A 21,520-nucleotide genomic window follows, 5' to 3' on the forward strand; every position below is an offset into this window, starting at 1 on the left:
TATGGCAATTAATGAAACCCCCGTTATCATGTCGGCCATGCGAGCCTATAAACATCCCAACGCTGAAGACCTGATCCTTGAACGCCTGCTCTATGCGCTCAGCGACCCCGTGCGCCTGGAAATCGTCCGCCATCTGGCCCGTGTCGCCGAAGCCAGTTGTGGCGAGCTGGACGGGGGGCGGCCGAAGTCGAGCATGTCCCACCACTTCCGCGTGCTGCGGGATGCGGGGTTGGTGCATACCCACAATGTGGGGACGACCCATATGAATTCACTGCGCAGCGAAATGCTGGACCAGCGGTTTCCTGGTCTGCTGGAGTGCATCCTGCGCCAGAGATGATGTTGCCTCGGCGCTGGGGTAAACCTGTGAGCGCGGGTTCGCCCCGAAGCGGCCAGAACAGGCAAAAAAAAGCCACGAGGTCACCCCCGTGGCTTCTTTCACAACAATGGCCGATTACAGCGCCATGTCGTTCTCAGGCTTGCTTTCAACCGGCTCGCTTGCGGCGCCACCGAAGTCAACGCTGGCGTCGATCACTGGCGGCTTCTCCAGCTGCAGCACTTCAGCGGTGTAGTTCCACTCTTTCTGGGTGGCCGCTGCCGAGTCGTTCAGCTTGGTGCCGTAGCTCGGTACGATTTCCTTGATCTTGGCCTGCCACTCCGGGGTAGCGACCTTCTCCTTGAACACGGTTTCCAGCACGTTCAGCATGATCGGCGCAGCGGTCGAAGCACCTGGCGAGGCACCCAGCAGACCCGCGATGGTGCGGTCTTCGGAAGCCACCACTTCGGTACCCAGCTTCAGCACGCCGCCCTTGTCGGCATCACGCTTGATGATCTGCACACGCTGGCCGGCCTGCCACAGGCGCCAGTCTTCCTTCTTGGCATTCGGGAAGTAGGTGCGCAGGGCTTCGAAGCGGTCATCGTCAGACAGCATCAGCTGGCCAGCGAGGTACTCGACCAGCGGATACTGGTCGATACCCACCTTGGTCATCGGCCACACGTTGTGGGTGGTGGTGCTGCTCAGCAGGTCCAGGTAAGAACCGTTCTTCAGGAACTTGGTCGAGAAGGTAGCGAACGGGCCAAACAGGATGACGCGCTTGCCGTCCAGCACGCGGGTGTCCAGGTGCGGTACCGACATGGGTGGCGCACCGGTCGAGGCAATGCCGTAGGCCTTGGCCATGTGCTGCATGGCCACGGTCGGGTTCTCGGTCACCAGGAACGAGCCACCCACCGGGAAGCCTGCATATTCCTTGGCTTCCGGGATGCCCGACTTCTGCAGCAGCTTCAGCGCGCCGCCGCCGGCACCGATGAACAGGAACTTGGCGTCGGTGGCCGACTCGGTACCGTCCTTCAGGTTCTTGTACTCGACGTGCCAGGAGCCGTCCTTGTTGCGGCTGATATCCTGCACTTCGCTGGACAGCTTCAGGTCGAAGCCTTTCTGGGTCTGCAGGTGACCAACGAACTGGCGGGTGATCTCGCCAAAGTTTACGTCGGTACCGATTGGCGTCCAGGTCACGGCCAGCTTCTGGTTCGGGTCGCGGCCTTCCATCATCAACGGGACCCACTTGGCGATCTGCGCGTGGTCCTCGGAGTACTGCATCGGACGGAACAGCGGGCTGGCCTGCAGCGCGTCGTAACGCTTCTTGAGGAACTTGATGTTGTCATCGCCCCACACGAAGCTCATGTGCGGGGTGGTGTTGATGAACGAGTGCGGGTTCTTCAGCACGCCCTGGCGTACCTGCCACGACCAGAACTGGCGGGAAATCTGGAAGGCTTCGTTGATTTCGATGGCCTTGGAGATGTTGACGTTGCCGTCTTTGTCTTCCGGGGTGTAGTTCAGCTCGGCCAGCGCCGAGTGGCCGGTACCGGCGTTGTTCCAGCCGTTGGAGCTTTCTTCGGCGACGCCGTCCAGGCGCTCGACCATTTCCATCGACCAGCTTGGCTCCAGCTCGTGCAGCCACACGGCCAGGGTCGAGCTCATGATGCCGCCGCCGACCAGCAGCACGTCTACTTTCTTGGTTTCTGCGGCGTGCGCTTGCATGAAGCTTGCAGCGACAGCCAGACCCAGCAAGGTCTTGCCAGCTTTCTTGAACATTGATCAATTCCAGTCATAAGAACAGAGGGAGGGCCTGTGGCTGGCCCAGGTAAAGCGTGTTCTTCAGCGCAGTCTTGTTATTGATCATTGTTCAGCAGCCAGAGAACCAGAAAACGACTCGGCCTTTCGTCGAATTGACCGACGAGGCTGAATCGTTTTTCCGATTGTATCTGAAATGCCAGCACAAACAAATTGCAGGGCGGAGCGTCAAGGCGACCGGTTGCCCCAGCGGCAGTTTGTCACGTCAAAAACAAAAACCCCCGGCCATATGCATGACCGGGGGCCTTGGATCACGCCGCAAGCGTCGCGATCAGGGTACCGCCAAGATTACTGCTGCTGAGGCAGTTTATCGATCGGGCCGCAGCCACCGATGATCTTGGAGATGGAAACCGAAGGGTGGAACAGATAGTCGTAGGTGCAGTTTTTTGGTTGGTTGTAGACCTGGCCAGTGCAACCCGACAGCAGGGCAACACCCGATACGACAGCAACGGCTACGGTGGCCTTGAACAGCTTTTTCATTACTCAGTCCTTTAAATGAATCATCTTCGGCCATCGTCTGATGGCGGCGGGATCATACAGAACCTGAGCATTGGATCCAAGTCGCGAGGAGCACAAGTTTGTTGCAGGCGTGCAACAACACGTTGCTGTTGCAGGAAATTTCCCAAGCACGAGACACGTGTTAAAGACTGGCGTATCGAAGAACACCGCCGGATTCTTACCGGCGAAGAGCGCCACCTAACAGCGATTGAAAAAGCCCCTGGCAACTCACCGTTACCAGGGGCTTGTTCAAACAGCCATCACGCCATCAATTGGTTTCCAGCTGATACGCCTTGCTCACGAACAAGGCCGCAAACAGGCTCTTGCCTTCTTTGAAGGTGTACTGTTCTTCGAACGTGCCATCCTCGACCAGCTTCTGGCCGATGGCACATTCCGAGTCGCTGTGGTTCTTGCCCTTGGTGCCGAAATCGCTGCTCCATGACGACAAGCCAACTTCTTCACAGAACGCGGCGAACTTGGCTTTCGGGACTTGCTGCTGGTAGTCGGCAAAAGCCTCTTTCAGCGGTTTGAAGCCGCTGTAGCTCACCGAGTAGTTCTCGACCTTGGCCTTACGGGCAAAGCCGCTTACCGCTTCAGCCAACACCGCCTGGCCGGAGTACGGGCTGTATGCCCCAATCAGCATCGCGCTCAAGGCACTCTTGAGCTGGGCTTCTACATCATCCAGCTCTGGCAGCGACTGGAAGTCGGCCTTGCGGACGATCTCGCCCACCTTGGAGCCGTCGTTGCGGTGGGTTACCACAAAGGCCATCGAACCTTCGCCATCGCTGGAGCGCTTGATGGTGAAGTCCAGGTCGACCGTGGTGCCGAAATCACCGGTGCTGCTGACCAGGAACGCGCCGGTCAGCGGCTGGCGCACCGCCATGTTGGCACCCCAGTCAAAGTCCGACTGGGTCGCGCGGCCATTGGCCGTCAGTTCGGCACGCGGCTGGATTTCGTCGCTGACATCCGCAACCAGCACCACCTCGGCGCCTTTGCTGGCAACGAACGGGTTGGCCATTTGCATGCCCAGCAGCTGAATGTGGATGCTGCCATCCTTGCTGTCGCCGTCGTGAGCCAGCTTCAGTGCGTCGGCCTTCAGGTAGACCCCGGCCGCATTGTGGCTGGCGTTGAGCTGGTACTTGGCCCAACCCGCCAGACCCTCGGTAGCCGAACTACCCTGTACCGACTCCATCATGCCCGACAGGCCGCGCATGAACTGCTGGGCGCCATTGGTCTGCGCCGCCGCCACACGGATTTCCGGGTCGTCCACCGTCAGGTTGCCGGAGAATGCCGAATAGGAAACATCGCCCTCGGACAGCACGTCCTCGAGGAAGTAGCGCTCCTTGAATTCGTCATAGTAGGCCAGTGCAGCCTTCTTGCCCGAGCTGGCGACCATTGCGTAACCACCGCCGAGCACCAGCACCGCCGCGGCCACACCGCCAATCAGCAGCTGCTTCTTGTTCATCTGTTTGATCATGGTGTTTGCCTCACTGGACCATCGCGGAAGCGTTGTTCCAGTCGTTCACGTACTTTTGGGAGACCTCGGGGGTCCAGCTGAAATCGATACCGGCGTTGGGGAATTCCTTGGCCAGCACGGCACCGAACGACACGCGGTCGGCACAGTGATCCTGCTTGCACGCCTCGGGTTCACCGGCGCTGTAGGCACGGTAGGTGGGCACGGCGCGGCCGTCGTCCAGCGGGAAGTACGGCGTGGCGTTGGCCACCTGGGTCACGTACCAGCCCTCGCTGTATTCTTCGTCCGCCACCAGGCGACCCTTGCTCGGGAAGTCGATGGTGTAGAAGTCACCCTGCTTCCCGGTCACGTGCACCATCATCGGCGCCACGCTGGCCGAGCTCGACGGGTTCTGCTGAGCCAACGGCGAAGCGAAGCGCACCTTGATGCCGGCCATTTGCGCCAGGGCTTCGGTTTCGCGCCCTTTGAAGTCGCTCATGCCGTCCTGCAGCTGTTGGTAACGCTCCAGCACCCGGGTATGCACGCGGGCCAGTTCCTGCTGACGCTGGCGTTCTTCACGCACACGTTGCTGCTCACGCTGCACCGCCCAGTTGGCGCCGTCGCGCACATCGAAGAACAGGCCCTGACGGTTGATGCCGATGCGGTTGCGGACGATTTTCTGCGCGTCGTTACCCCAGATGTTGGTCGATATCGCCGAGATGTCCTTGACGATGAACAAGTTGGCCACATCGGTGGTGGTTGGCGAGGTGGTCTTGATCAGGTCGAAGACTTCCAGCGCGGCTTCCTTGTACTTGGCTGCATCGAGGGCAAACGACTCGTCCTGTGTGACCGCCACGTAATAAGGGTCGCCGCTGAACGGGCGCAGCACGCCGTAGCTGCCACGGCTGAAGGTCAGGTACACCTTCATCTGCCGGCTGGGGATTTCGCCTACCAGGAAAGCCGCTTGGTCAGCTTCCGGGGTGAGGTAGGACACCGCCTTGTTCTTGACCGCAGGCTCAAGGTTCTTGTTGAAGATCAAGCCGCTTGGGTGCGCGTAGACACGGTTCCAGTTATCGCCACGGTAGGTGCCCACAGCCTTCCAGCTGATTTTTTCGAAGTTGCCTTCGCCAAAGCCGGACGCTGGGCACGGCATGGCCGGCGTGGTGCCGAACGACAGGGTGTCGCCGTCGCTGATGATCGATGTGCTGAGTACCCATTTGCAGCCCGCGGCATCCGTTACCTGCATCAGGTTGCGGTTTGCCAGGACTACGGAGCGGCCGAAATCGGAGGTGGGCGCTGCGGCTACTGCGGCCGCAGGGGCCGGGATGGGCGGTGCGACCGGGGCGGCTGGGGCGTCGGCGGCCGGCGCTGGGGCTGGTTCTGCAGCTACGGCTGGGGCAGGCGCGGGAGCCGGGGCAGCTTCCGCCTTCGCGGGTGCGGCTTCAACTACCGCCGGAGCCGGCTCGGCTGCAGGTGCTGAAGCCGGAGCAGCAACCGGGGCTTCTGGCTGCGCAGGTGCCGGCACTGGCGCAGCTGCTGCAGCCGGCGCAGGGGCAGCCGGCGCAGGGGCAGCGGCGGCAGGCGCGGCGGCCAAGGTCACCAGGCCCAGGTTGCTGGCATTGCCCGAGCCGCTGGCGTACAAGGTGCCCTTGGCATCGACCGCTTTCCAGCTCACCTTGGCACTCGAGCAGTCCTTGGCGAACACGAATGGCAGTTTGGTCAGCAGGCCCGACAGCAGTTCCTGGTTGTCCCAGGCCGGGCGGGTGATGGTCATTTCGACCTCGGGTTTGCACCAAGTGGTTGCGTCCCCAGGCACTTCGACCTTGATGTTGTCTTTCTTCGAGAAGGCTAGCTCGTGGGCGACCGCCTGCGGTACCAGACCACAAGCGCCGATCACAGCCAGCGCGAGCGCGTGCTTTTTCATGGTATTCCTCAGATCAGTTCCCAGGTGCCGTTGGCTTGTTTGCAGAAGGTGTTCTGCTCTTGCTCGGTCTGCCCGCTTTGCGATTTCAGGCTGACGGTAACCGGGCGGCAGGCGGCTTCTGCGGCGACCGTCTGGGTCGGCAGCGACTGGATCGAGTCCAGGTCGAAGCCTTGGGTTTCCTTGCTGGCGGCAACGTCCAGCTCGTCCAGGTTCACCGCCGGGGTGACGCGCTTGGCCACGGCCTGGGCCTTGGGCTCGACGTAGTTCTTGTGCACATAACCCACGGTCACACCCTTGCGGCCGACCAGGATCCAGTCACCGGTGGAGCCCACGGCGGTGAATTCGGTGTGGTTCTTCAGGCTGCCGACCTTCTCGCCAGTCTGGTTAGGCGCAGCGCGCACGTTGAGGTTGTCGCTGATGGTCACATACGGCTCGTTGATCAGCTTCATCGACGGCACCGCCTGGATCTTTGGCGCGCGCTTGACCTCGACCTGCTTGGTCTTGGTGTATTCCTTACCCGGTACGATCTGCGCGGTGGCGCCGGAGTGGTCGGACTTCCAGGTGACTGGCTGGGCACTGGCAGTGGTTTGCTGCTGGCTCAGCACTTCCTGGGTGCGCAACGCCAGGGCCTGCTGGTCCTTCTCGTCCAGCATGTGGCCGATGCGGTTGCCCACGTAGGCACCAATGCCACCGGCGATCAGCGCGGCGGCGATCTTGCCGTTGCCACTGCCCATGGTCGAGCCGATGGCCACACCGGCCAGGCCACCAATCACGGTGCCCGCTTGCTCTTTGCTGATCCCGAGCTGTGCACAGGCCGTGGTAGAGGCGATGGCGACCGCCAGAAGGGACGCGACGAATTTCTTACGCAAGTGGAGCACTCCATTTTCGGTGGGGCGCACAGCCGCCTGCCGCAGCCAGGAATTGGCGGCAGCATTCGAAGTTGTGCGGGCTTGTCAGAGAGGGCGCAGCACTGGTCGCAGACGACAATTCAGCCGTCCAGCGAAGGGCGTAGGGGTAGACCAGCACGGCGCGAACCATCCAACGAATCCATGTCAGGAAGAGGTCATCGCCCAGCGCGCGTAATCATTACGGCGTGTGGCCTGGGCGTGAGTGGCGTATTAGAGAGCCGCATTGTAGCCCAAGGTGCCATTAGCAGTTCAAGACAAAATGTTGCGGGAGGCCTGTCTGATGTATTGGTAAAAATCCGTCCTACAACTTGTACTCAGAATTATCCCCTTCCTTGTAGGGCGTTTCCCAAACATACTGCCAACCCGCTCAAACGGTTGCGACGGATTCGGTCGCGCTCTAGTCTCGGCTCGTCGTTGTGAAATCAGCGACCGGCTTTGACAGGCCGATTACTCAAGTTTCCGTTGCAGCGCTTGATGGCAGCTGTGCATGGGGCACATTCGTGTGCGCCGGGTCCTTGGGTATACCGGTCTGTCAACCCATGTATAGCTGCCTCCATTCGTTTGACAGCGTTGCCAGGCGGCTCCACTACCCAAGGAGCTTACATGCGCAAAACAGTCCCCGATCCACCCTACTCCCCCCATTCCACCCAGATCCTGCAAGACACCCTGGTCCAGTCCTCAGAGTACGTACTCTGCGCCCTGTCCGTGGCCCGCCAATCCGTGCAACTCAAACCTACCGCCCACAGCTCGATCGTGATGCAGGCCGTGATCCATGAAATGGAGGCGGTACAGGGGCTGGTCGAGTCGGCGTTGATGCAGTTGCAGATGCGGCCGCATTTACCCACAGAGCCTTACACCTTGCATTAGCAGGTCAGGCCTCTTCGCGGGCACGCCCGCTCCCACAGGGTCATCACAGCCGTCACGCACTGCACAGAAATTGTGGGAGCGGGCGAGCCCGCGAAGAGGCCACCCCAGGCAACCCAGAATCCAGGGAAACAAAACAATGCCCACCGACAACACAACAGAACCCACCACAGTCGGCAAGACCTGCTTCTACCAAGGCGAAAACAACACTCACCCGCTGTTCCGCATCGAACCCGGCATCCCCTGCCAGGACGCCCGCGAACAGGCCTCCGAACTGATGGATTACGTGCGCGACCTGATCATCACCGGCCTGATGGACGGCGACCAGAAACTGATCTGGGCCTCGCATTACCTGAGCGCGATGGCCAAGGCGCTGCTGGATGATGCTGAGTTGGGGATGATGAAAAAGTAAGTGCGAGGAAGCCCTGGAAACGCAAAATATCCCGGGGCTTCACCGATTGCATCATGTCGCAAACACACCTAAGCGAGCCCCCACGCTGACAGCTGGAGTGCGACATTCTCTACCGCCATGTAGTCCATTTCCCAAACGCTCAGCAAACCCGCGCTATCCGTTGCCAGCGCTCCGCTCGCGCCCTAGCCTCATCACGTCACGGCCAAACCAAGCGCCGACGATGGGAGGCGAACATCGCTGCAGGCGTATACACCCGTTGCGTAATGGGCAACCCACTCCGTTTATAGAGCCGCAGGCCCACTCGGCTGCTCACTCATCGACAAGGAGTAGCCAGTAGGCTACATTCAATGCATGCCGAATCAGATAGACACAACGTCTGAATTTGACGATTGGCTAGATGGCCTAAAAGATCCAATTGGCAGAGGTGCTGTTTCCTTGAGGATTGCCCGAGCAGAAAACGATTGCTTCGGTGATATCGAATCCGTTGGCGAGGGTATCAGTGAGATGCGCGTATTTGTAGGCCCCGGATATCGAATCTACTTCGTTCGAACGGGCGCAATCCGCTACCTGATGCTCTACGGTAGCGATAAAACAGATCAACGCAGAGCCATCAAACGAGCAAAGGAAATTTTTGATGCTTTACGAGGTAAAAAATGATGAGCAAAAAAATTTCGCCGCAAGACATGCCTATCCTTGATCTGGATTTGAGCAAAACAAAACGCTTCGAGGCCTCCCGGTTTCTCGACAGCCCGGAAACCATCGCGGCATTTCTGGCAGAGGCAATGAAGGCTAATGACGCTCAAACCCTGATGCATGCATTGGGTGAAGTGGCAAAAGCCAAGGGCGTGAATCAGTTTGCGCAAGACGCAGGGGTCAATCGAGAGTCTCTTTATAAAACGCTGAAGGGCGGAGAAAAGACCCGTTTCACCACTATTCAAAAACTGATGGTTGCGTTAGGTGTAGAGCTCACAGTCAGGCCGCTCGAGAAGCTTCCGGGCTCTTGATTTAAGCGCTCGGGCAATTAGCATGCTGACTGTAAATCTTTACCTTCCATAACGAAAAAGCCCCCGGAAGCTTTCGCTTCCAGGGGCTTGATCTTGTATGGCGGAGAGATAGGGAATCTCCGATCAGGGTTCCACAGCCCAGAAAACCCAATGAATACGGGACTTTCTAGCGCAGAGTAGTAGAAAATAGTAGTAGAATCCACTCTATTACTCCAACCTCGGTGCTCCCCATGGCGGACCATATTTTTCAGAAAGCAGGCGAGTCAACATGGTATGTGCGTCTCGACGTACCTAAGGACGTCCGTAAAGCACTTGGTAATCGTCGCGTACTGATTCAGTCACTGAAAACGGGAATGCGGTCTGAGGCAATGGTGAATCGTCTCCCGATCCTTGCTCAGTGGAAGGCCGACATTGAGGCTGCAAGATCGACGCGCAAGGTTAGCCGTGAAGGCTGGCAAGACAAGGTCCATGCTAAGGCTGCCGAGCATCGACAGCGTGCTGACGCCGCCCTCATCGAGGGGATACGAAACGCACCCAAGGGATCAAGCAGCCCGACCATCGAAACGGTTACAGAACGTATCGCACAACTTGCCGCTGATCAGGCTGAATTGATAGCACAGGTCAGAACCATGGAATCTGAGACTGGAATAACTGGTCTGGCAGATCGTATGGAAGCTCAATTTAGCTCTGAGCCTACAACCGTGACTGATGGAGTTCAGGCTGCGGACGAAATCACCCAGCATTACATTTCTGAGTTATCTAGGGTGCGGTATGAGTTGTCATCCAGCGAGATTACCGAAGCCAAATCCATCATTGCCAATCCTAAAGCCTATAAACCAAGATCACCAATAACGCCATCCATGATTGATGAATGGGCTATTAGTCTTGTATCTCAAATAGCCTCAGAAAAGACTCGGAATAGTCATCGAGCACGACTGCAACGAATTTCTCAGTATTTGAATACGAAAGGTGCCCTGCTCACATTCGATACGATCCATCAATTTCTCACATCGCAATCAGGAGCTCGACAGACACTGGCCAACTACCTTTGGTCTGGTCGCGATTTCTGGCGGTGGGCAGTAAAATATAACGCCCAATTTAGAGAGCAGTTCGCCACCCAGCAGTGTCCATTCGATGGCCATACGTTACCAAGGGCTGGTAAGGCGGCTGGCGAATCTTACGTTGCCTTCACCCGTGTCGAAGTAGAAACTCTGTACAAGCTTGCGCGTGAGGATGGTAAGGATGACTTGGCAAATCTGATTGTGATTGGAGCATATACCGGTGCTCGTCTTGAAGAAATAGGTCGCCTTAAATCAGACGACACGATCATCGACAGCGACGGGGAGCCAATAGGTTTCCGAATCAACCAAGCAAAAACAAGTGCTGGTGTGAGGGAGGTGCCTATTCACTCTTCTTTGACTTCCCTTTATAAAGAACTCTCTTCACAGGCGTCTGCTAACGATGGTTATCTCTTTAAAGGTGGAAGGAACAAGTATGGCAACCGTCTCGACGGTCTGAGTAAACAGTTCGGGAGATTGAAGAAGAAAGCCAACTTCTCAGACCTTCATGTATTCCATAGCATACGAAAAACAGTCACCACCGAACTCCATCAAGCTGGAGTCGGTCTGGAAGTGTTACCGTACCTGTTGGGGCATGAAAATACATCGTTCACACTCAGCACTTACAGCGGCGGATGTTCATTTGAACAAAAGTTAGAAGCAATACAAAAAATCACATACGAATTTAACTTATAAAACACAAATTGCTAGTCACAGGTATATACATTTTCATATATAAATGATATAATTGGCATATCAAGACAGATGAAGATAGTTATCTCGCACAGACAACTTCAGTAACCTCCTTGATGCTCCCTAACGGGATGTATAACACCCAATAGAGATTGGGATTTCAATTAATCATAATATTGATTGCAAGGTGTTGCATAGTTCATTTTGATACACGCTAGAATTGTTGCTTAGGTCGTGCATTCTCATGACCTCTTTTTATTCTTCAACAATGTGATTGGCTTTCTCTCCTTCCAATCATATTGCGGTGTTTCCTGTCCCTCAATCAGGAGGCACCCCTCACTTTAGAAAACCCGTACCTTTACCTCATTTAATTGTTGGTAATCGGTATGGGTTTTTTATCATCTACACAATCATTTGTGACACATAAGGAACAATTACACCACATGAATAAACATCAGTGCGCCATTTGCAGCGCCCGGTTGATCAACAAACGTACTGGCACTAAAACCTGCTCTGATAGATGTCGTAAACGCCTAAGTCGACTAAACATTAAATACGAACAGAACAAGGAATATTGATATGAATTTCAAACCGGGGCGCTTTGAGCAGCGACTGAAAGCATCAGCACTAAGGCTCAAGGAGCAGCGAAATAAAGACAGGTTCTACAAGAACGACCCAATGCATAACCCCTGTAGTTCTGAACACGCCTCATGTGATCAAGGAATTTTCGACAAGCAGGAATCAGCCCAGCATCCAGCAAGAGCAATGGACGACGCAACATACGTTAATAACATTCTGACGCAGACCCGAACACTACTGAGCAAAGAGAAGGAAACCAATTAATGACTAAGAAACAAACAAACAAGTTATCCAGCACCACCATCCATGGCACACCCCCTGCTTGGAATGATGCTGAATTCAATCGTCGTCTTCGCATTGGAATTCACGCTTATGAGAATACCAGTGAATGCACTGTCATGGTTAATCACCCACTGGAACATGAATGGCTAAAGCTTGTGGCTCAACATGTAGCAGAGGGTTATACACTCGACCGTCGGTGGCCTATTTATCACGCCGAACTGACTAACAGCGTACCAATGGTTAAACCTGAAACATTGCAGGTGACCGACAAGGAAGCAATTAAGGCAAAAGTAAAAGCCGATTACGTTCAACACTTGCAATCTCAATTGGATGAATACAAAGCGAAGCTTGCCCGTCAGCTTGTGGAAGCACAGGAAGAAAAGGAACGTAGGGTACTCGAACAAGCGAAAGCCAAACGCCTTTCAGATGCAGCACAAGAGGCTCAGGATTGTTATGGTGAATTGACCATTCCTCATGGATTCCCTGAAGAAAAACCAGCCATATTTACTACCGACTTGTAATCGCCATGCTCAATTGTTTAGTGATGAATATGGAAAAGAACCTCATCATTGATGCCTATAAAGGCATCAGTGACGAGGCTATCACAAATATCAAACACCAGTACCGCCACCCTGAATTTAAAGTGATGCTGGTATGCTCTACGATTTTTAGCAAGTGGAAACGACTAGATAAACGTAATCATGGGCACGGCCATGTTCCCATCAACCACCTATTGAGGATTAGCAACGCCTATCGAGATGCAATCAAACACATCTCAAAGAGAACACGTAAAGGGAACTACGATGAAGACGACAACGCTGGCTTGTGATGTTCATCAACACCATGGCCTGTATACCTAAGCCACCAGATAGAAGGGTTTAAAAGATTTGCTAAGGAACACGGATGGCTACGCTAAAGTGAACTATGCCCTAGAAGGCTCTAAAAGGCGATTCTGAGCGTTTTAGCTGGCACTGGTGGGTTAAGGTAGGCATAGATGCAACCGGTGCTATATGGCGCTTATTTTTCCCCTACCACTGCCCTTACTCTATGTCAACAACTTTACCTTGACTTTCACCCAGCATTCCTGTATAAAGGCCGCCAAATCTGACACATACCTCCACGCGAATTCCCTGATTAGACGGGATGTGTCGCAGGGGGCTTTGTCGTGTCTACGATTTGCCCAACACAGTCGCTTATGACACATACACCCTTCCGGCAACCACTGAGGTCATGCCTATGAACTGAACTTTTAAAAAGGAGAATTAAGAATGCACCACCACCTCATCCACGTTGATGGACTTGTAGTCGATACCGTCACTGGCGAGATTCTTGGCTACGACGCAAAGCCTTCTATTTATCAAGGCCTGTATGACTGTATGCAGGCAGCCCCTCAAAAGCCGAAAGGCTTGAACTCACGTCATCATGTAGTTGACTACAACGATGGCAGCCCTGTGCCGACCAACGAAACGATCCCGAATGATGACCGGTTTATAGTCTCAGCTAGCGCGGAAAAAAAATCGAACGCGGGAGCGAAGCAGCGAGTTGTAAAAAATCCATTCTATGCCCTTCTCGATATTGCAAAATTTGAAAAGGTCAAGTTGCCTTTTGTGGATGGGTATATTCATGGTGCAATCCATATCGGGCCGGGAATCATCAATGGTCGCTACAGCGTAGCCGCCTCGGACGTTAGACAGGTGCTTCACCAACCTTTGATTTCAAGAGACGTAGCAGTAGGATTCCTGCGCAATCACGAAAGCGGTGTTATGAGTAAAACACAAGCAGACAGAGTGGTGTTGGCAGCCCGCATTGCCCTTGGTGGTATCGCCCTGTATCTGGAGCGTAATCCTGACGTACTCGCCACTTTTGATCTGACGGTTGATTTTGATCTGTTCTGGAAGGAATTGAAGGAGATAGATTCCGTGAAGATTGAGGCTCTTGCGATGCTCGACAGCGGCATGAGGATCAAAGACGTGGCTGAGGCGGTGGGACGGAGCCGCAATACTGTGAGCACATGGAAGCGAGAGGCAATCAATCATGCACAATTCGCCCCAGATGTAATTTACGAAGCGGCAGCGTAGCGGATCATTGAAGGAGGCTTAAGCCTCCCATACGGTATTTAGCCATGCACAATCCGCCCCAGATATTTTAAGAGAGTGAAGCGAACGTGCTGTTCTTCTGTGGAGATTGTCCACAGGGTAAGTTTTCTTCAGGGTGTATACCCTGCAAAGAATGATCTAGGAAAAATGGAAGAGGAGATGGGTACAAAACCCATCAAAACAAAGAGATCATAACTCATAGCTTCGCTATGAATATTGCTTTCCTGTACTGAGTACAGAAGACAGATCAAGAGCTTATCGGACTTATTGTCCTCTTCCTTAATGCATTCGCTACGCTCACTGTTCGACTCCGTCTCACATGCCAGTACCACTATATAGATGTATCGGCATCTTGAGGACATTGCATTCTTATCGAAGCGAGAGCGTAGATCAATAGTCCTCAAATACTATCTACCCTCTACAACAGACAGAATGATGTACAGGAGTCAGTACAGGAAATGTACAGGGTGATAAACAGGAATGCATTCCATGACAACCTGTTTAAGATAACCCATCAAATGCTCTGTAACCCTGATTCTGTAAGGGTTGAATGGGTATTCGTCTAAACACATCCGTCAATCTCTCTACAATTCCTTTCTATTTATGCAGGAATGCGGGGATTTAATCAGGGATAGCAGGAAAACCCCACGCCTTTAGGCATGAGAGGCTCTATAGAGCGATATCAGAGGATTTCTTATCTGACTGATGGAGAAATCTAGGTATTAACTGTAAAGCGGCTCATACGCAAGCTATGAAGCTTATATAAGGCATCACCCCTCCCTGATGTAAGGGAGGAGCGATTAAGGCGTATATCAAGCGACGTTTGCTGTTATTTATCATTCCGCTTAGAAGGGAAAACCATTGGTATTCCGAATTGAATACGCGAAGCACTACCAGACCTGTCTGTAGCTTCAACGCCTGCATTCAGACCAAATGACGCAATCCCTACCTTTAGCCCTCCTTTACCAGCCTCAGAGCTTTCCGCAGTGACAGCAACGTCGAACTCCACACGCTCAACAAGCCTGCCACGTGTGCCCTCACCCGGTAGGAGTAGTCGCCCGTATCCTTGTGCTGAGTTTGAGTGAGTAACAAGATCAACGGGGTTAACTTGAGCATCAGTGTTAGCCAATGCCTCACTGGCTGTCAGAATCCCTTCAGCAATCTGTGTAAGGCTGGTGGCGATGAAATCTTTCAAATCCATTTGACAGTCCTCTATGTGAATGGTCGAAAACGACTGTGTTGGGCAATATTGCCGTCAAGAATCCTCAGAACGGTATATTTCCCTCTTGATGATCATCAGGATTGTGATCGGTGATCTGAGCTGAATTCAGGTAGACCCGCAGAGGTGGATGCTCATCGTGCTGGTAGAGACTGTAGTCTTCAGTTTTCCAGTCTGTTGTCTCAACAAAGCGGTAGCCTTGCTCCATGAGATTTTTATGAGCCGCAATGAAGGCATGATTACCTAGGTGGTAATCCAACCGGTAGTGGCCCATGTCCCCCTCCATGGTCAATGGGATCGATTCCCCTTCCTCAGCATCTCTAATCGTTTCATGCATCTTGGAAAGGTCGAAGATGGCCAGTTCAAGCAGCTTGCGTAAATGCTCGTCAGACTTGGCTTCTACTGTGATGGTCAGTGAACGCGGGTTACTCATAGCGATAGCTCCTCTACTCGGGAATGCCCAATGGTAACCACCATCACCACTGCTCTGCATAGTCTCAAAAAATCGTACCGATATGGGCATACATCAGGCAGTACATGAAACTGACCCTGTGGTGTACTGATTAATGTACCGATAAATAGCGCTTGACTACCCTATGCGGTACGACAATAATCGGTACAACCAAAACGATACAGGTGAGATTTACTATGTTCATTCGCGGCTACCTTCGAGCCTCCACAACCGATCAAGATGCAAACCGTGCTCGTGCTGCATTGTCAGAGTTCGCCATTGCACAAGGTCACAAGGTTGCCGCGTTCTATGTTGAGAACGTGTCTGGTGCAAAGCTGGAGCGTGACCAACTCAATCGTTTGATTGACGACAGCCATGAAGGTGATGTGCTTCTAATTGAGCAGGTAGACCGCCTCTCCCGTCTGCAAGCTGATGATTGGGATGACCTGAAAGCCCGTATCCAAGAAAAGGGCATCACTATCGTTAGCTTGGACCTACCTACCAGCCACACAGCACTCACTGCATCTGGTGCTACTGATGACTTCACCAAAGGCATGATTAAGGCGGTCAATGGCATGCTGTTGGACATGCTGGCAGTGGTAGCCCGTAAAGACTATGAAGACCGTCGTCGCCGTCAGGCTGAAGGCATCACTACAGCGAAGGCTAACGGTGTGTACAAAGGCCGCAAGACAGACGAAGCCTTGCATCAACGTATCCGTACCGCATTGGAAAGCGGTATGAGCCTGCGCAAGACAGCAGCACTTGTAGACTGCGCTCTCAGCACTGTACAACGGGTACAAAAAGACATGAAAGCAGCTATTTAAAACTAGCTTGATACAGCAACGCTAGCCGTTACCCTTTGGGGTGAGATTGATATAGCATCAAACGCCTCGCTATGGTCCTATTTGGAGCTATGGCGGGACTTCATTTTATGATTGACAGAATTACAACAGAGCACGGATTCCACATAGGTTTGAGCACCCTTCCATTGGCACAACGGATGGTAGTCGAACCCATTAGCTATCATGCCGGATGATCGGACCAGCGAATTCGGGGGATTGGAGCAAAAGCGGGTCGCAGTTTTAGGTGGGTTGGTTTTAACTTGAAGTAGCAGACAACTGATTAATTCCCTTTAGATTTTTTGTGATGATCAATAAACTTTTTGATATCCTCATATGACACCATCGAGCGACCATGAAGGAATGCTTTTTCTAATTCCATGTAGAATTGTCTTGGACTGGAAACAACTTTCTTTGCCTTAGCTCGCGCCGCCCGTACAAGTTCATGGTTGCGATAACCAGCCTTCGCCACCTCATCATCAATGATCAGATTAATAATTTCTTGTTTGTCTTTGTAGCTGTAGCTGTTAATGTAAAAACGAGCGATAGCTGTATAGAACCATTCACCGGCAATAAATCGCTCAAACCTTTCATTGAGGTGAAGTATCGCCGCGTTAAGCTCACCAGTAGAAATCATCTCTTTGTAAAATGGAACAAACGAATCATATACGACGCCGGCACTGACTTCTTGGCTAGGAGCGATCATGAAATGAAATGGACAAGGAGCTTTGAGATTTACAGCTTCTCGAATGACAAACCCATGACAAGTAGCGAGAATTAGAGATACGTTATTACGGGCAGCGCTATTAATGGGGGCGACAAGCTGAGCCAAATCGTGCCACGAGATATGCTCATTTGAAGAGGCCAGCCACAAACCTTTCTCAGGATCACCATGACATTCGAAGTGCAAGGCGGGAAATAGCACACCGGCTCGGCATTCGTTCTCTATTTCTTTCAGTAATGCGACCAACATTACTTTGCTTTTGACTAAGTAGCGAGTACAGTAATTATACCTCCCAATTGAATTGGCAAAGTCACTGACATCTTCATACAGCCACCTACCCGTCTGCTTCTCCGCCGCAGACAGACCATCGAAAATCAACAATTGATTATTACGACATATTGCGGTGTACTTAATTTCAGCAGACATTGGAGCCCCCGCATGCCAAATGAATAGATCGTCAGTCTTCCATACTATCAATTGCAAAATTTATGAAGGCTGAGCAGCAGATAAGCATAAATCGAGCATCTGCTTTGGTGCAAGGTTTGTCACCATCGAGCAAACCGTGTCGAATACCTCCAGCATCGCTGGTATAGCCGTATAGCGTCATAAATGCTGACTTCAGGCTTGAGTGCAGGCCATGTTTAGTCTCAAGTGTCTTGAGCGCCTGACCCAATGTCGCCTTGTCATCCCCAATCAGCTTTTTAGCAAGCGACTCTACAGCACTAATACTCTCTTTGATGGAGTTTCGATAATCAGGGTTTTCCCTATCAGTGAGCATACCCAATGCAGTTTGGAGATGAATTCTAACACCTGCATAGCGATCCGACCTACCAATGGCAGACTCAACCTCTTCAGCCTCCTCAAAAGATGTAATAGGAGTAATACATCCCGACACGAAGCGATAAGCTGAGTTCTCCCGCTCTAAAACCTTGTTGAACTCACGAACAAGCTGACCTGAAGAATTACAATAGTTGATACTTACCACAAACTCCATAAAGCTATAAACACGATGCCAAGGAGATTTAAAAAAGAAATCTCGCAAATCTCGCCGATATGACTCCCAGCTATTTGGCATGTAATCAATAGGCTTTTTAAAGAAGCCAGAGTAAACCTTTAGGGCTAACCCGTTAAAGTTTGAATACGAAAGAACATCTACACCAATGTGATTATTCGGTCGATACTGTGAAAATAACTGTAAACATAGTACATTCCATAGCGATACGAGTAACTCTGCGTCAATATCTTCAGTTTGTGCGACCTTATGAACGGGAGCCAATCCCATACGTTGAGAAAAATCCATTGTCACCATGGCACCCCTTCTATGCGTGTAGGGCCAATGCAGGCCTTTCGATTCACAGCATTGTACACGGTGGCTGATGGCCATAGAGCGGCAAGGAGCACCCTACGGGTACACAGGAGGCGATGTATGCACAAAGAAGCACCTTGCCGGATGGAGTAGCACAGGGAGGGCTACGGCCATGGCAAAGGTGGGGGTGAAAAGGGAGGGATGAGTAGTAGAAATAAGTAGTAGAACTGAAAAAGAAAAACCCCCGTAACTCATTGAATTACAGGGGTTTTCTATGTATGGCGGAGAGATAGGGATTTGAACCCTAGGTACTGTTGCCAGTACAACGGATTTCGAATCCGTCCCGTTCGACCACTCCGGCATCTCTCCAATGCCGCGCATCATACCAGCGTTCTTTTAAAACGCAAACCTTTTTTTAAAAAAAATCGCGTGGTATCAGGCGCTTGCGTGAACGTGCCGCTTACAGCGGCACGCCCAGGCGCTTGGCAACTTCTTCGTAGGCTTCGATCACGTCGCCCAGGCCCTGACGGAAGCGGTCCTTGTCCATCTTCTTGCGGGTTTCCTTGTCCCACAGGCGGCAGCCGTCCGGGCTGAACTCGTCGCCCAGCACGATCTGGCCGTGGAATACGCCGAATTCCAGCTTGAAGTCCACCAGCAGCAGGCCGGCGTCATCGAACAGCTTGCTCAGCACTTCGTTGACCTTCAACGAAAGCTTCTTCATTTCCACCAACTGCTCGGCGGTGCCCCAGCCGAACGCGACAACGTGGGATTCGTTGATGAAGGGGTCGCCCTTCTCGTCGTTCTTCAGGAACAGCTCGAAGGTGGACGGCTCCAGCTTGATGCCCTCCTCCACGCCCAGGCGCTTGACCAGGCTGCCGGCAGCGTAGTTACGCACCACGCACTCGACCGGGATCATGTCCAGCTTCTTCACCAGGCACTCGTTGTCGCCCAGCAGCTTGTCGAACTGGGTCGGCACGCCGGCTTCTTCGAGCTTTTGCATGATGAAGGCGTTGAACTTGTTGTTCACCATGCCTTTGCGGTCCAGCTGTTCGATGCGCTTGCCGTCGAACGCCGAAGTGTCGTTACGGAACAGCAGGATCAAGCGGTCGGCGTCATCGGTCTTGTAAACCGATTTGGCCTTGCCGCGGTAAAGTTCGTCGCGTTTTTCCATGATTGGGCTCCGCTTGCTTGAGGTGTTGGGCTAGGCGATTTCGCGCCAGTCGAGCCCGTGTTCCTGATTCGCCACCTGGAGCCAGTCCGGGTCACACCCGAGGGTGTCGACAAAGCACTGGCGGGCCAAGTGTGGCAGGTTGTTCTTGCTGCTGAGGTGGGCCAGTACCAGGTGTTGCAGGTTGTTCCAGCCCAACTCGTGCACCAGGCGCGCAGCCTGGTGATTGTTCAAATGCCCTTGCATGCCACCCACCCGCTGCTTCAGAAAAGCCGGGTAGTGACCACGTGCCAGCAGGTCGCGGCAGTGGTTGGCCTCGATCAGCAGTGCATCCAGGCCCTGATAACGTTCCAGCAACAGCGCGTCGTAAGAGCCCAGGTCGGTCAGCATGCCAAAGCGCCGCTTGCCGTCGCTGACCACGTACTGCAAAGGCTCGTAGGCGTCGTGCTCGACCCGCGCTGCGGTTACTTCCAGGCTGCCGATACGCAGGCTTTCGCCACACGCGAGAAAACCGGCCACCTCCACCGGCTTGCGCATGCCGCGCAAAGTCCCTTGGCTGAGGTAGACCGGTACATTGTAGCGCCGTGACAGCAAGCCGACCCCATGCACGTGGTCGGCATGTTCGTGGGTGACCAGCACTGCACTGAGCTGAGCTGCAGAAACCCCGAGCAGCGCCAGGCGCCGCTCGGTTTCACGCAGGGAAAAGCCGCAATCGACCAGGATGAAGGTGTCACCACTGGCGATCAGCGTGCCGTTCCCTTGGCTGCCGCTTCCAAGTACCGCGAAGCGCACTTAGCCCAGGTGGTCCTGAATGGCGCTCAGCACGCGGCGGGCGACATCGGCCGGAGCCACGGTGTTGATGTTTTTCTCGACCGTGACCTGCACGCTCTCACCCACCTTGCTCAGGCGTACCTGATAACGCTCGGCACGGGCTTCACGCTCTTCCTTGGTCGGCTCGCTGCCGAACATACGGCTGAAGAAGCCCGGCTGGTTCTGCTTGTCGTCAGGCTTTTCGGACAGGTTGATGTAGTACAGGCCCAGGCTGCGGTTGATGTCTTCAACACGCCATTCGCCACCCTGCTCCAGCGCACGGCCCACGCCAGACCAGGCGCGGTCCAGGTCGGAGCCCAGGTACAGCACCGGGTTGCCGCTGCCGTCTTCGCTCAGGCTGACGCGGCTTGGGGCGTCGAAATCTCGCGCGGCCAGCAGCGACACCGAGCCGCCCTTCTCGGCGCTGCGGTTCATGCTGGCAAGCATTTCGTCGACCAGCAGGGCATCGGTGCCGGTATTGCTGGAGCTGGACGGGAACGCAGGCTCGGCAGTGCTGCCGGCCGGGCGCTCGACGCTGACCACATACACTTCGGAGGTGTTGCGCTGCACGCCGGGTTCCATGCGCACACGCACGCGCACTTCGCTGTCACCGCTGCTGGCAGTGCTGGCCAGGCGCTGGCCGAGCGATGCCGACAGCTCGTCGAAACGCTGCCAGGTGGTGTTGAATTCACCGGTCTGCGGGCGCTCTTCAGCAATACGGAAGCCGTTGTCCTCAAAGAACTGGCGGGCCACCGGCCACACTTCGGCAGGCGAATGCTGGGCCAGCACCCAACGGCTGCTGCCGCTGCGCTGCAGGCTGTAGTCGGTCACCTGGGCGGCGCCACCGGTCAACGGTTGCGGGCGAGGCACTTCGAACTCGCCAGCAACGTTGTCGTCGGCGACATTGCGCGGGATCGGCAGCAGCGGGTCAAGACGCTTGACGTTGCTGGCGTCCGGGGGCAGCTGCATGGGCGCGGTCGGGTGCGCCTGCAGGTAATCGCTGCCGCGGTCGCGGAAATAGCCATCCTCGCCCCACAGCCAGCCACACCCACTGGTGCTGGAGATAATCAGGGCAAGGGCGGAAAGACCAGCCAGTCGCTTCAT

23 protein-coding genes and 1 tRNA gene are annotated in these 21,520 nt (G+C 54.1%); 11 read left to right on the top strand and 13 right to left on the bottom strand.

The window, feature by feature from the left end; genetic code table 11:
* Window position 1 precedes the first annotated feature (1 nt).
* Complete coding sequence (locus OO258_RS16390) at window positions 2-337, top strand: ArsR/SmtB family transcription factor (RefSeq protein ID WP_110743781.1); 336 nt, start codon at window positions 2-4, stop codon at window positions 335-337.
* 114 nt (window positions 338-451) lie between these two features.
* Here the strand turns inward: OO258_RS16390 and mqo are convergent, their stop codons facing one another.
* The 5 genes from mqo to OO258_RS16415 form a co-directional block, all read right to left on the bottom strand.
* Window positions 452-2,089 carry a malate dehydrogenase (quinone) gene (gene mqo, locus OO258_RS16395; protein WP_110743782.1) on the bottom strand — a complete coding sequence of 546 codons (1,638 nt, stop codon included), beginning with the start codon at window positions 2,087-2,089 and terminating at the stop codon, window positions 452-454.
* Between the two features lie 327 nt (window positions 2,090-2,416).
* Entirely contained in the window at window positions 2,417-2,608 is a 192-nt protein-coding gene (locus OO258_RS16400) for a YhfL family protein (RefSeq protein WP_003254720.1), read from the bottom strand.
* Window positions 2,609-2,894: 286 nt separating this feature from the next.
* Complete coding sequence (locus tag OO258_RS16405; RefSeq protein ID WP_266031641.1) at window positions 2,895-4,103, bottom strand: hypothetical protein; 1,209 nt, start codon at window positions 4,101-4,103, stop codon at window positions 2,895-2,897.
* A 10-nt stretch (window positions 4,104-4,113) separates the two neighbouring features.
* Window positions 4,114-6,003 carry a hypothetical protein gene (locus tag OO258_RS16410; protein WP_266031643.1) on the bottom strand — a complete coding sequence of 630 codons (1,890 nt, stop codon included), beginning with the start codon at window positions 6,001-6,003 and terminating at the stop codon, window positions 4,114-4,116.
* 8 nt (window positions 6,004-6,011) lie between these two features.
* Window positions 6,012-6,872 (bottom strand): SH3 domain-containing protein, encoded by an 861-nt coding sequence (locus OO258_RS16415; protein ID WP_110743787.1) that lies wholly within the window; start codon window positions 6,870-6,872, stop codon window positions 6,012-6,014.
* Window positions 6,873-7,514: 642 nt separating this feature from the next.
* On the opposite strand from OO258_RS16415, the gene OO258_RS16420 reads away from it, so the two are divergent.
* From OO258_RS16420 to OO258_RS16460, 9 genes are all read left to right on the top strand, one after another.
* Window positions 7,515-7,778 (top strand): hypothetical protein, encoded by a 264-nt coding sequence (locus tag OO258_RS16420; RefSeq protein ID WP_108190684.1) that lies wholly within the window; start codon window positions 7,515-7,517, stop codon window positions 7,776-7,778.
* Window positions 7,779-7,914: 136 nt separating this feature from the next.
* Window positions 7,915-8,187: a DUF3077 domain-containing protein gene (locus tag OO258_RS16425; protein WP_266031646.1), complete on the top strand. Its 273-nt coding sequence runs from the start codon at window positions 7,915-7,917 to the stop codon at window positions 8,185-8,187.
* A 351-nt stretch (window positions 8,188-8,538) separates the two neighbouring features.
* Complete coding sequence (locus OO258_RS16430) at window positions 8,539-8,844, top strand: type II toxin-antitoxin system RelE/ParE family toxin (protein ID WP_041168334.1); 306 nt, start codon at window positions 8,539-8,541, stop codon at window positions 8,842-8,844.
* Complete coding sequence (locus tag OO258_RS16435) at window positions 8,841-9,191, top strand: addiction module antidote protein (RefSeq protein ID WP_012051484.1); 351 nt, start codon at window positions 8,841-8,843, stop codon at window positions 9,189-9,191. Before OO258_RS16430 ends, OO258_RS16435 begins: the two co-directional genes overlap by 4 nt.
* Window positions 9,192-9,421: 230 nt before the next feature.
* Window positions 9,422-10,945 carry a tyrosine-type recombinase/integrase gene (locus OO258_RS16440; RefSeq protein WP_266031648.1) on the top strand — a complete coding sequence of 508 codons (1,524 nt, stop codon included), beginning with the start codon at window positions 9,422-9,424 and terminating at the stop codon, window positions 10,943-10,945.
* A 576-nt stretch (window positions 10,946-11,521) separates the two neighbouring features.
* A complete protein-coding gene (locus OO258_RS16445; RefSeq protein WP_266031650.1) occupies window positions 11,522-11,785 on the top strand; it encodes a hypothetical protein in 264 nt (87 codons plus the stop codon).
* Window positions 11,785-12,324 (top strand): hypothetical protein, encoded by a 540-nt coding sequence (locus tag OO258_RS16450; RefSeq protein WP_266031651.1) that lies wholly within the window; start codon window positions 11,785-11,787, stop codon window positions 12,322-12,324. The genes OO258_RS16445 and OO258_RS16450 overlap by 1 nt, the downstream gene beginning before the upstream one ends.
* Before the next feature lie 29 nt (window positions 12,325-12,353).
* Window positions 12,354-12,632 (top strand): hypothetical protein, encoded by a 279-nt coding sequence (locus OO258_RS16455; protein WP_266031653.1) that lies wholly within the window; start codon window positions 12,354-12,356, stop codon window positions 12,630-12,632.
* Between the two features lie 439 nt (window positions 12,633-13,071).
* Window positions 13,072-13,881, top strand: a complete 810-nt coding sequence (locus OO258_RS16460) for a helix-turn-helix domain-containing protein (RefSeq protein ID WP_266031656.1) — start codon at window positions 13,072-13,074, stop codon at window positions 13,879-13,881.
* Window positions 13,882-14,728: 847 nt separating this feature from the next.
* Here OO258_RS16460 and OO258_RS16465 read toward each other — a convergent pair.
* On the bottom strand, window positions 14,729-15,100 hold the full coding sequence (locus OO258_RS16465; RefSeq protein ID WP_266031657.1) for a trypco2 family protein: 372 nt from the start codon (window positions 15,098-15,100) through the stop codon (window positions 14,729-14,731).
* Between the two features lie 64 nt (window positions 15,101-15,164).
* Complete coding sequence (locus tag OO258_RS16470) at window positions 15,165-15,551, bottom strand: hypothetical protein (RefSeq protein ID WP_266031658.1); 387 nt, start codon at window positions 15,549-15,551, stop codon at window positions 15,165-15,167.
* Window positions 15,552-15,766: 215 nt separating this feature from the next.
* Between OO258_RS16470 and OO258_RS16475 the strand changes: the two genes are divergently transcribed.
* Window positions 15,767-16,393, top strand: coding sequence for a recombinase family protein (locus tag OO258_RS16475; protein WP_266031660.1), 627 nt, complete (start codon window positions 15,767-15,769; stop codon window positions 16,391-16,393).
* Window positions 16,394-16,691: 298 nt separating this feature from the next.
* On the opposite strand, the gene OO258_RS16480 is transcribed toward OO258_RS16475, so the two are convergent.
* From OO258_RS16480 to bamC, 6 genes are all read right to left on the bottom strand, one after another.
* Window positions 16,692-17,558: a hypothetical protein gene (locus OO258_RS16480; protein ID WP_266031661.1), complete on the bottom strand. Its 867-nt coding sequence runs from the start codon at window positions 17,556-17,558 to the stop codon at window positions 16,692-16,694.
* Between the two features lie 31 nt (window positions 17,559-17,589).
* Window positions 17,590-18,441: an AbiJ-NTD4 domain-containing protein gene (locus OO258_RS16485; RefSeq protein ID WP_266031662.1), complete on the bottom strand. Its 852-nt coding sequence runs from the start codon at window positions 18,439-18,441 to the stop codon at window positions 17,590-17,592.
* A 276-nt stretch (window positions 18,442-18,717) separates the two neighbouring features.
* Window positions 18,718-18,807 (bottom strand) — tRNA-Ser (locus OO258_RS16490).
* A gap of 91 nt (window positions 18,808-18,898) precedes the next feature.
* The gene (gene purC, locus OO258_RS16495; RefSeq protein ID WP_011535129.1) at window positions 18,899-19,609 is read right to left on the bottom strand and encodes a phosphoribosylaminoimidazolesuccinocarboxamide synthase; all 711 of its coding nucleotides are present in this window, start codon (window positions 19,607-19,609) and stop codon (window positions 18,899-18,901) included.
* Between the two features lie 30 nt (window positions 19,610-19,639).
* Window positions 19,640-20,398 (bottom strand): MBL fold metallo-hydrolase, encoded by a 759-nt coding sequence (locus OO258_RS16500; RefSeq protein WP_110743794.1) that lies wholly within the window; start codon window positions 20,396-20,398, stop codon window positions 19,640-19,642.
* Complete coding sequence (gene bamC / locus OO258_RS16505; RefSeq protein WP_110743795.1) at window positions 20,399-21,520, bottom strand: outer membrane protein assembly factor BamC; 1,122 nt, start codon at window positions 21,518-21,520, stop codon at window positions 20,399-20,401.

Origin of the sequence: Pseudomonas sp. DCB_BI (genome assembly GCF_026240995.1) — a bacterium.
Lineage (GTDB): Bacteria > Pseudomonadota > Gammaproteobacteria > Pseudomonadales > Pseudomonadaceae > Aquipseudomonas.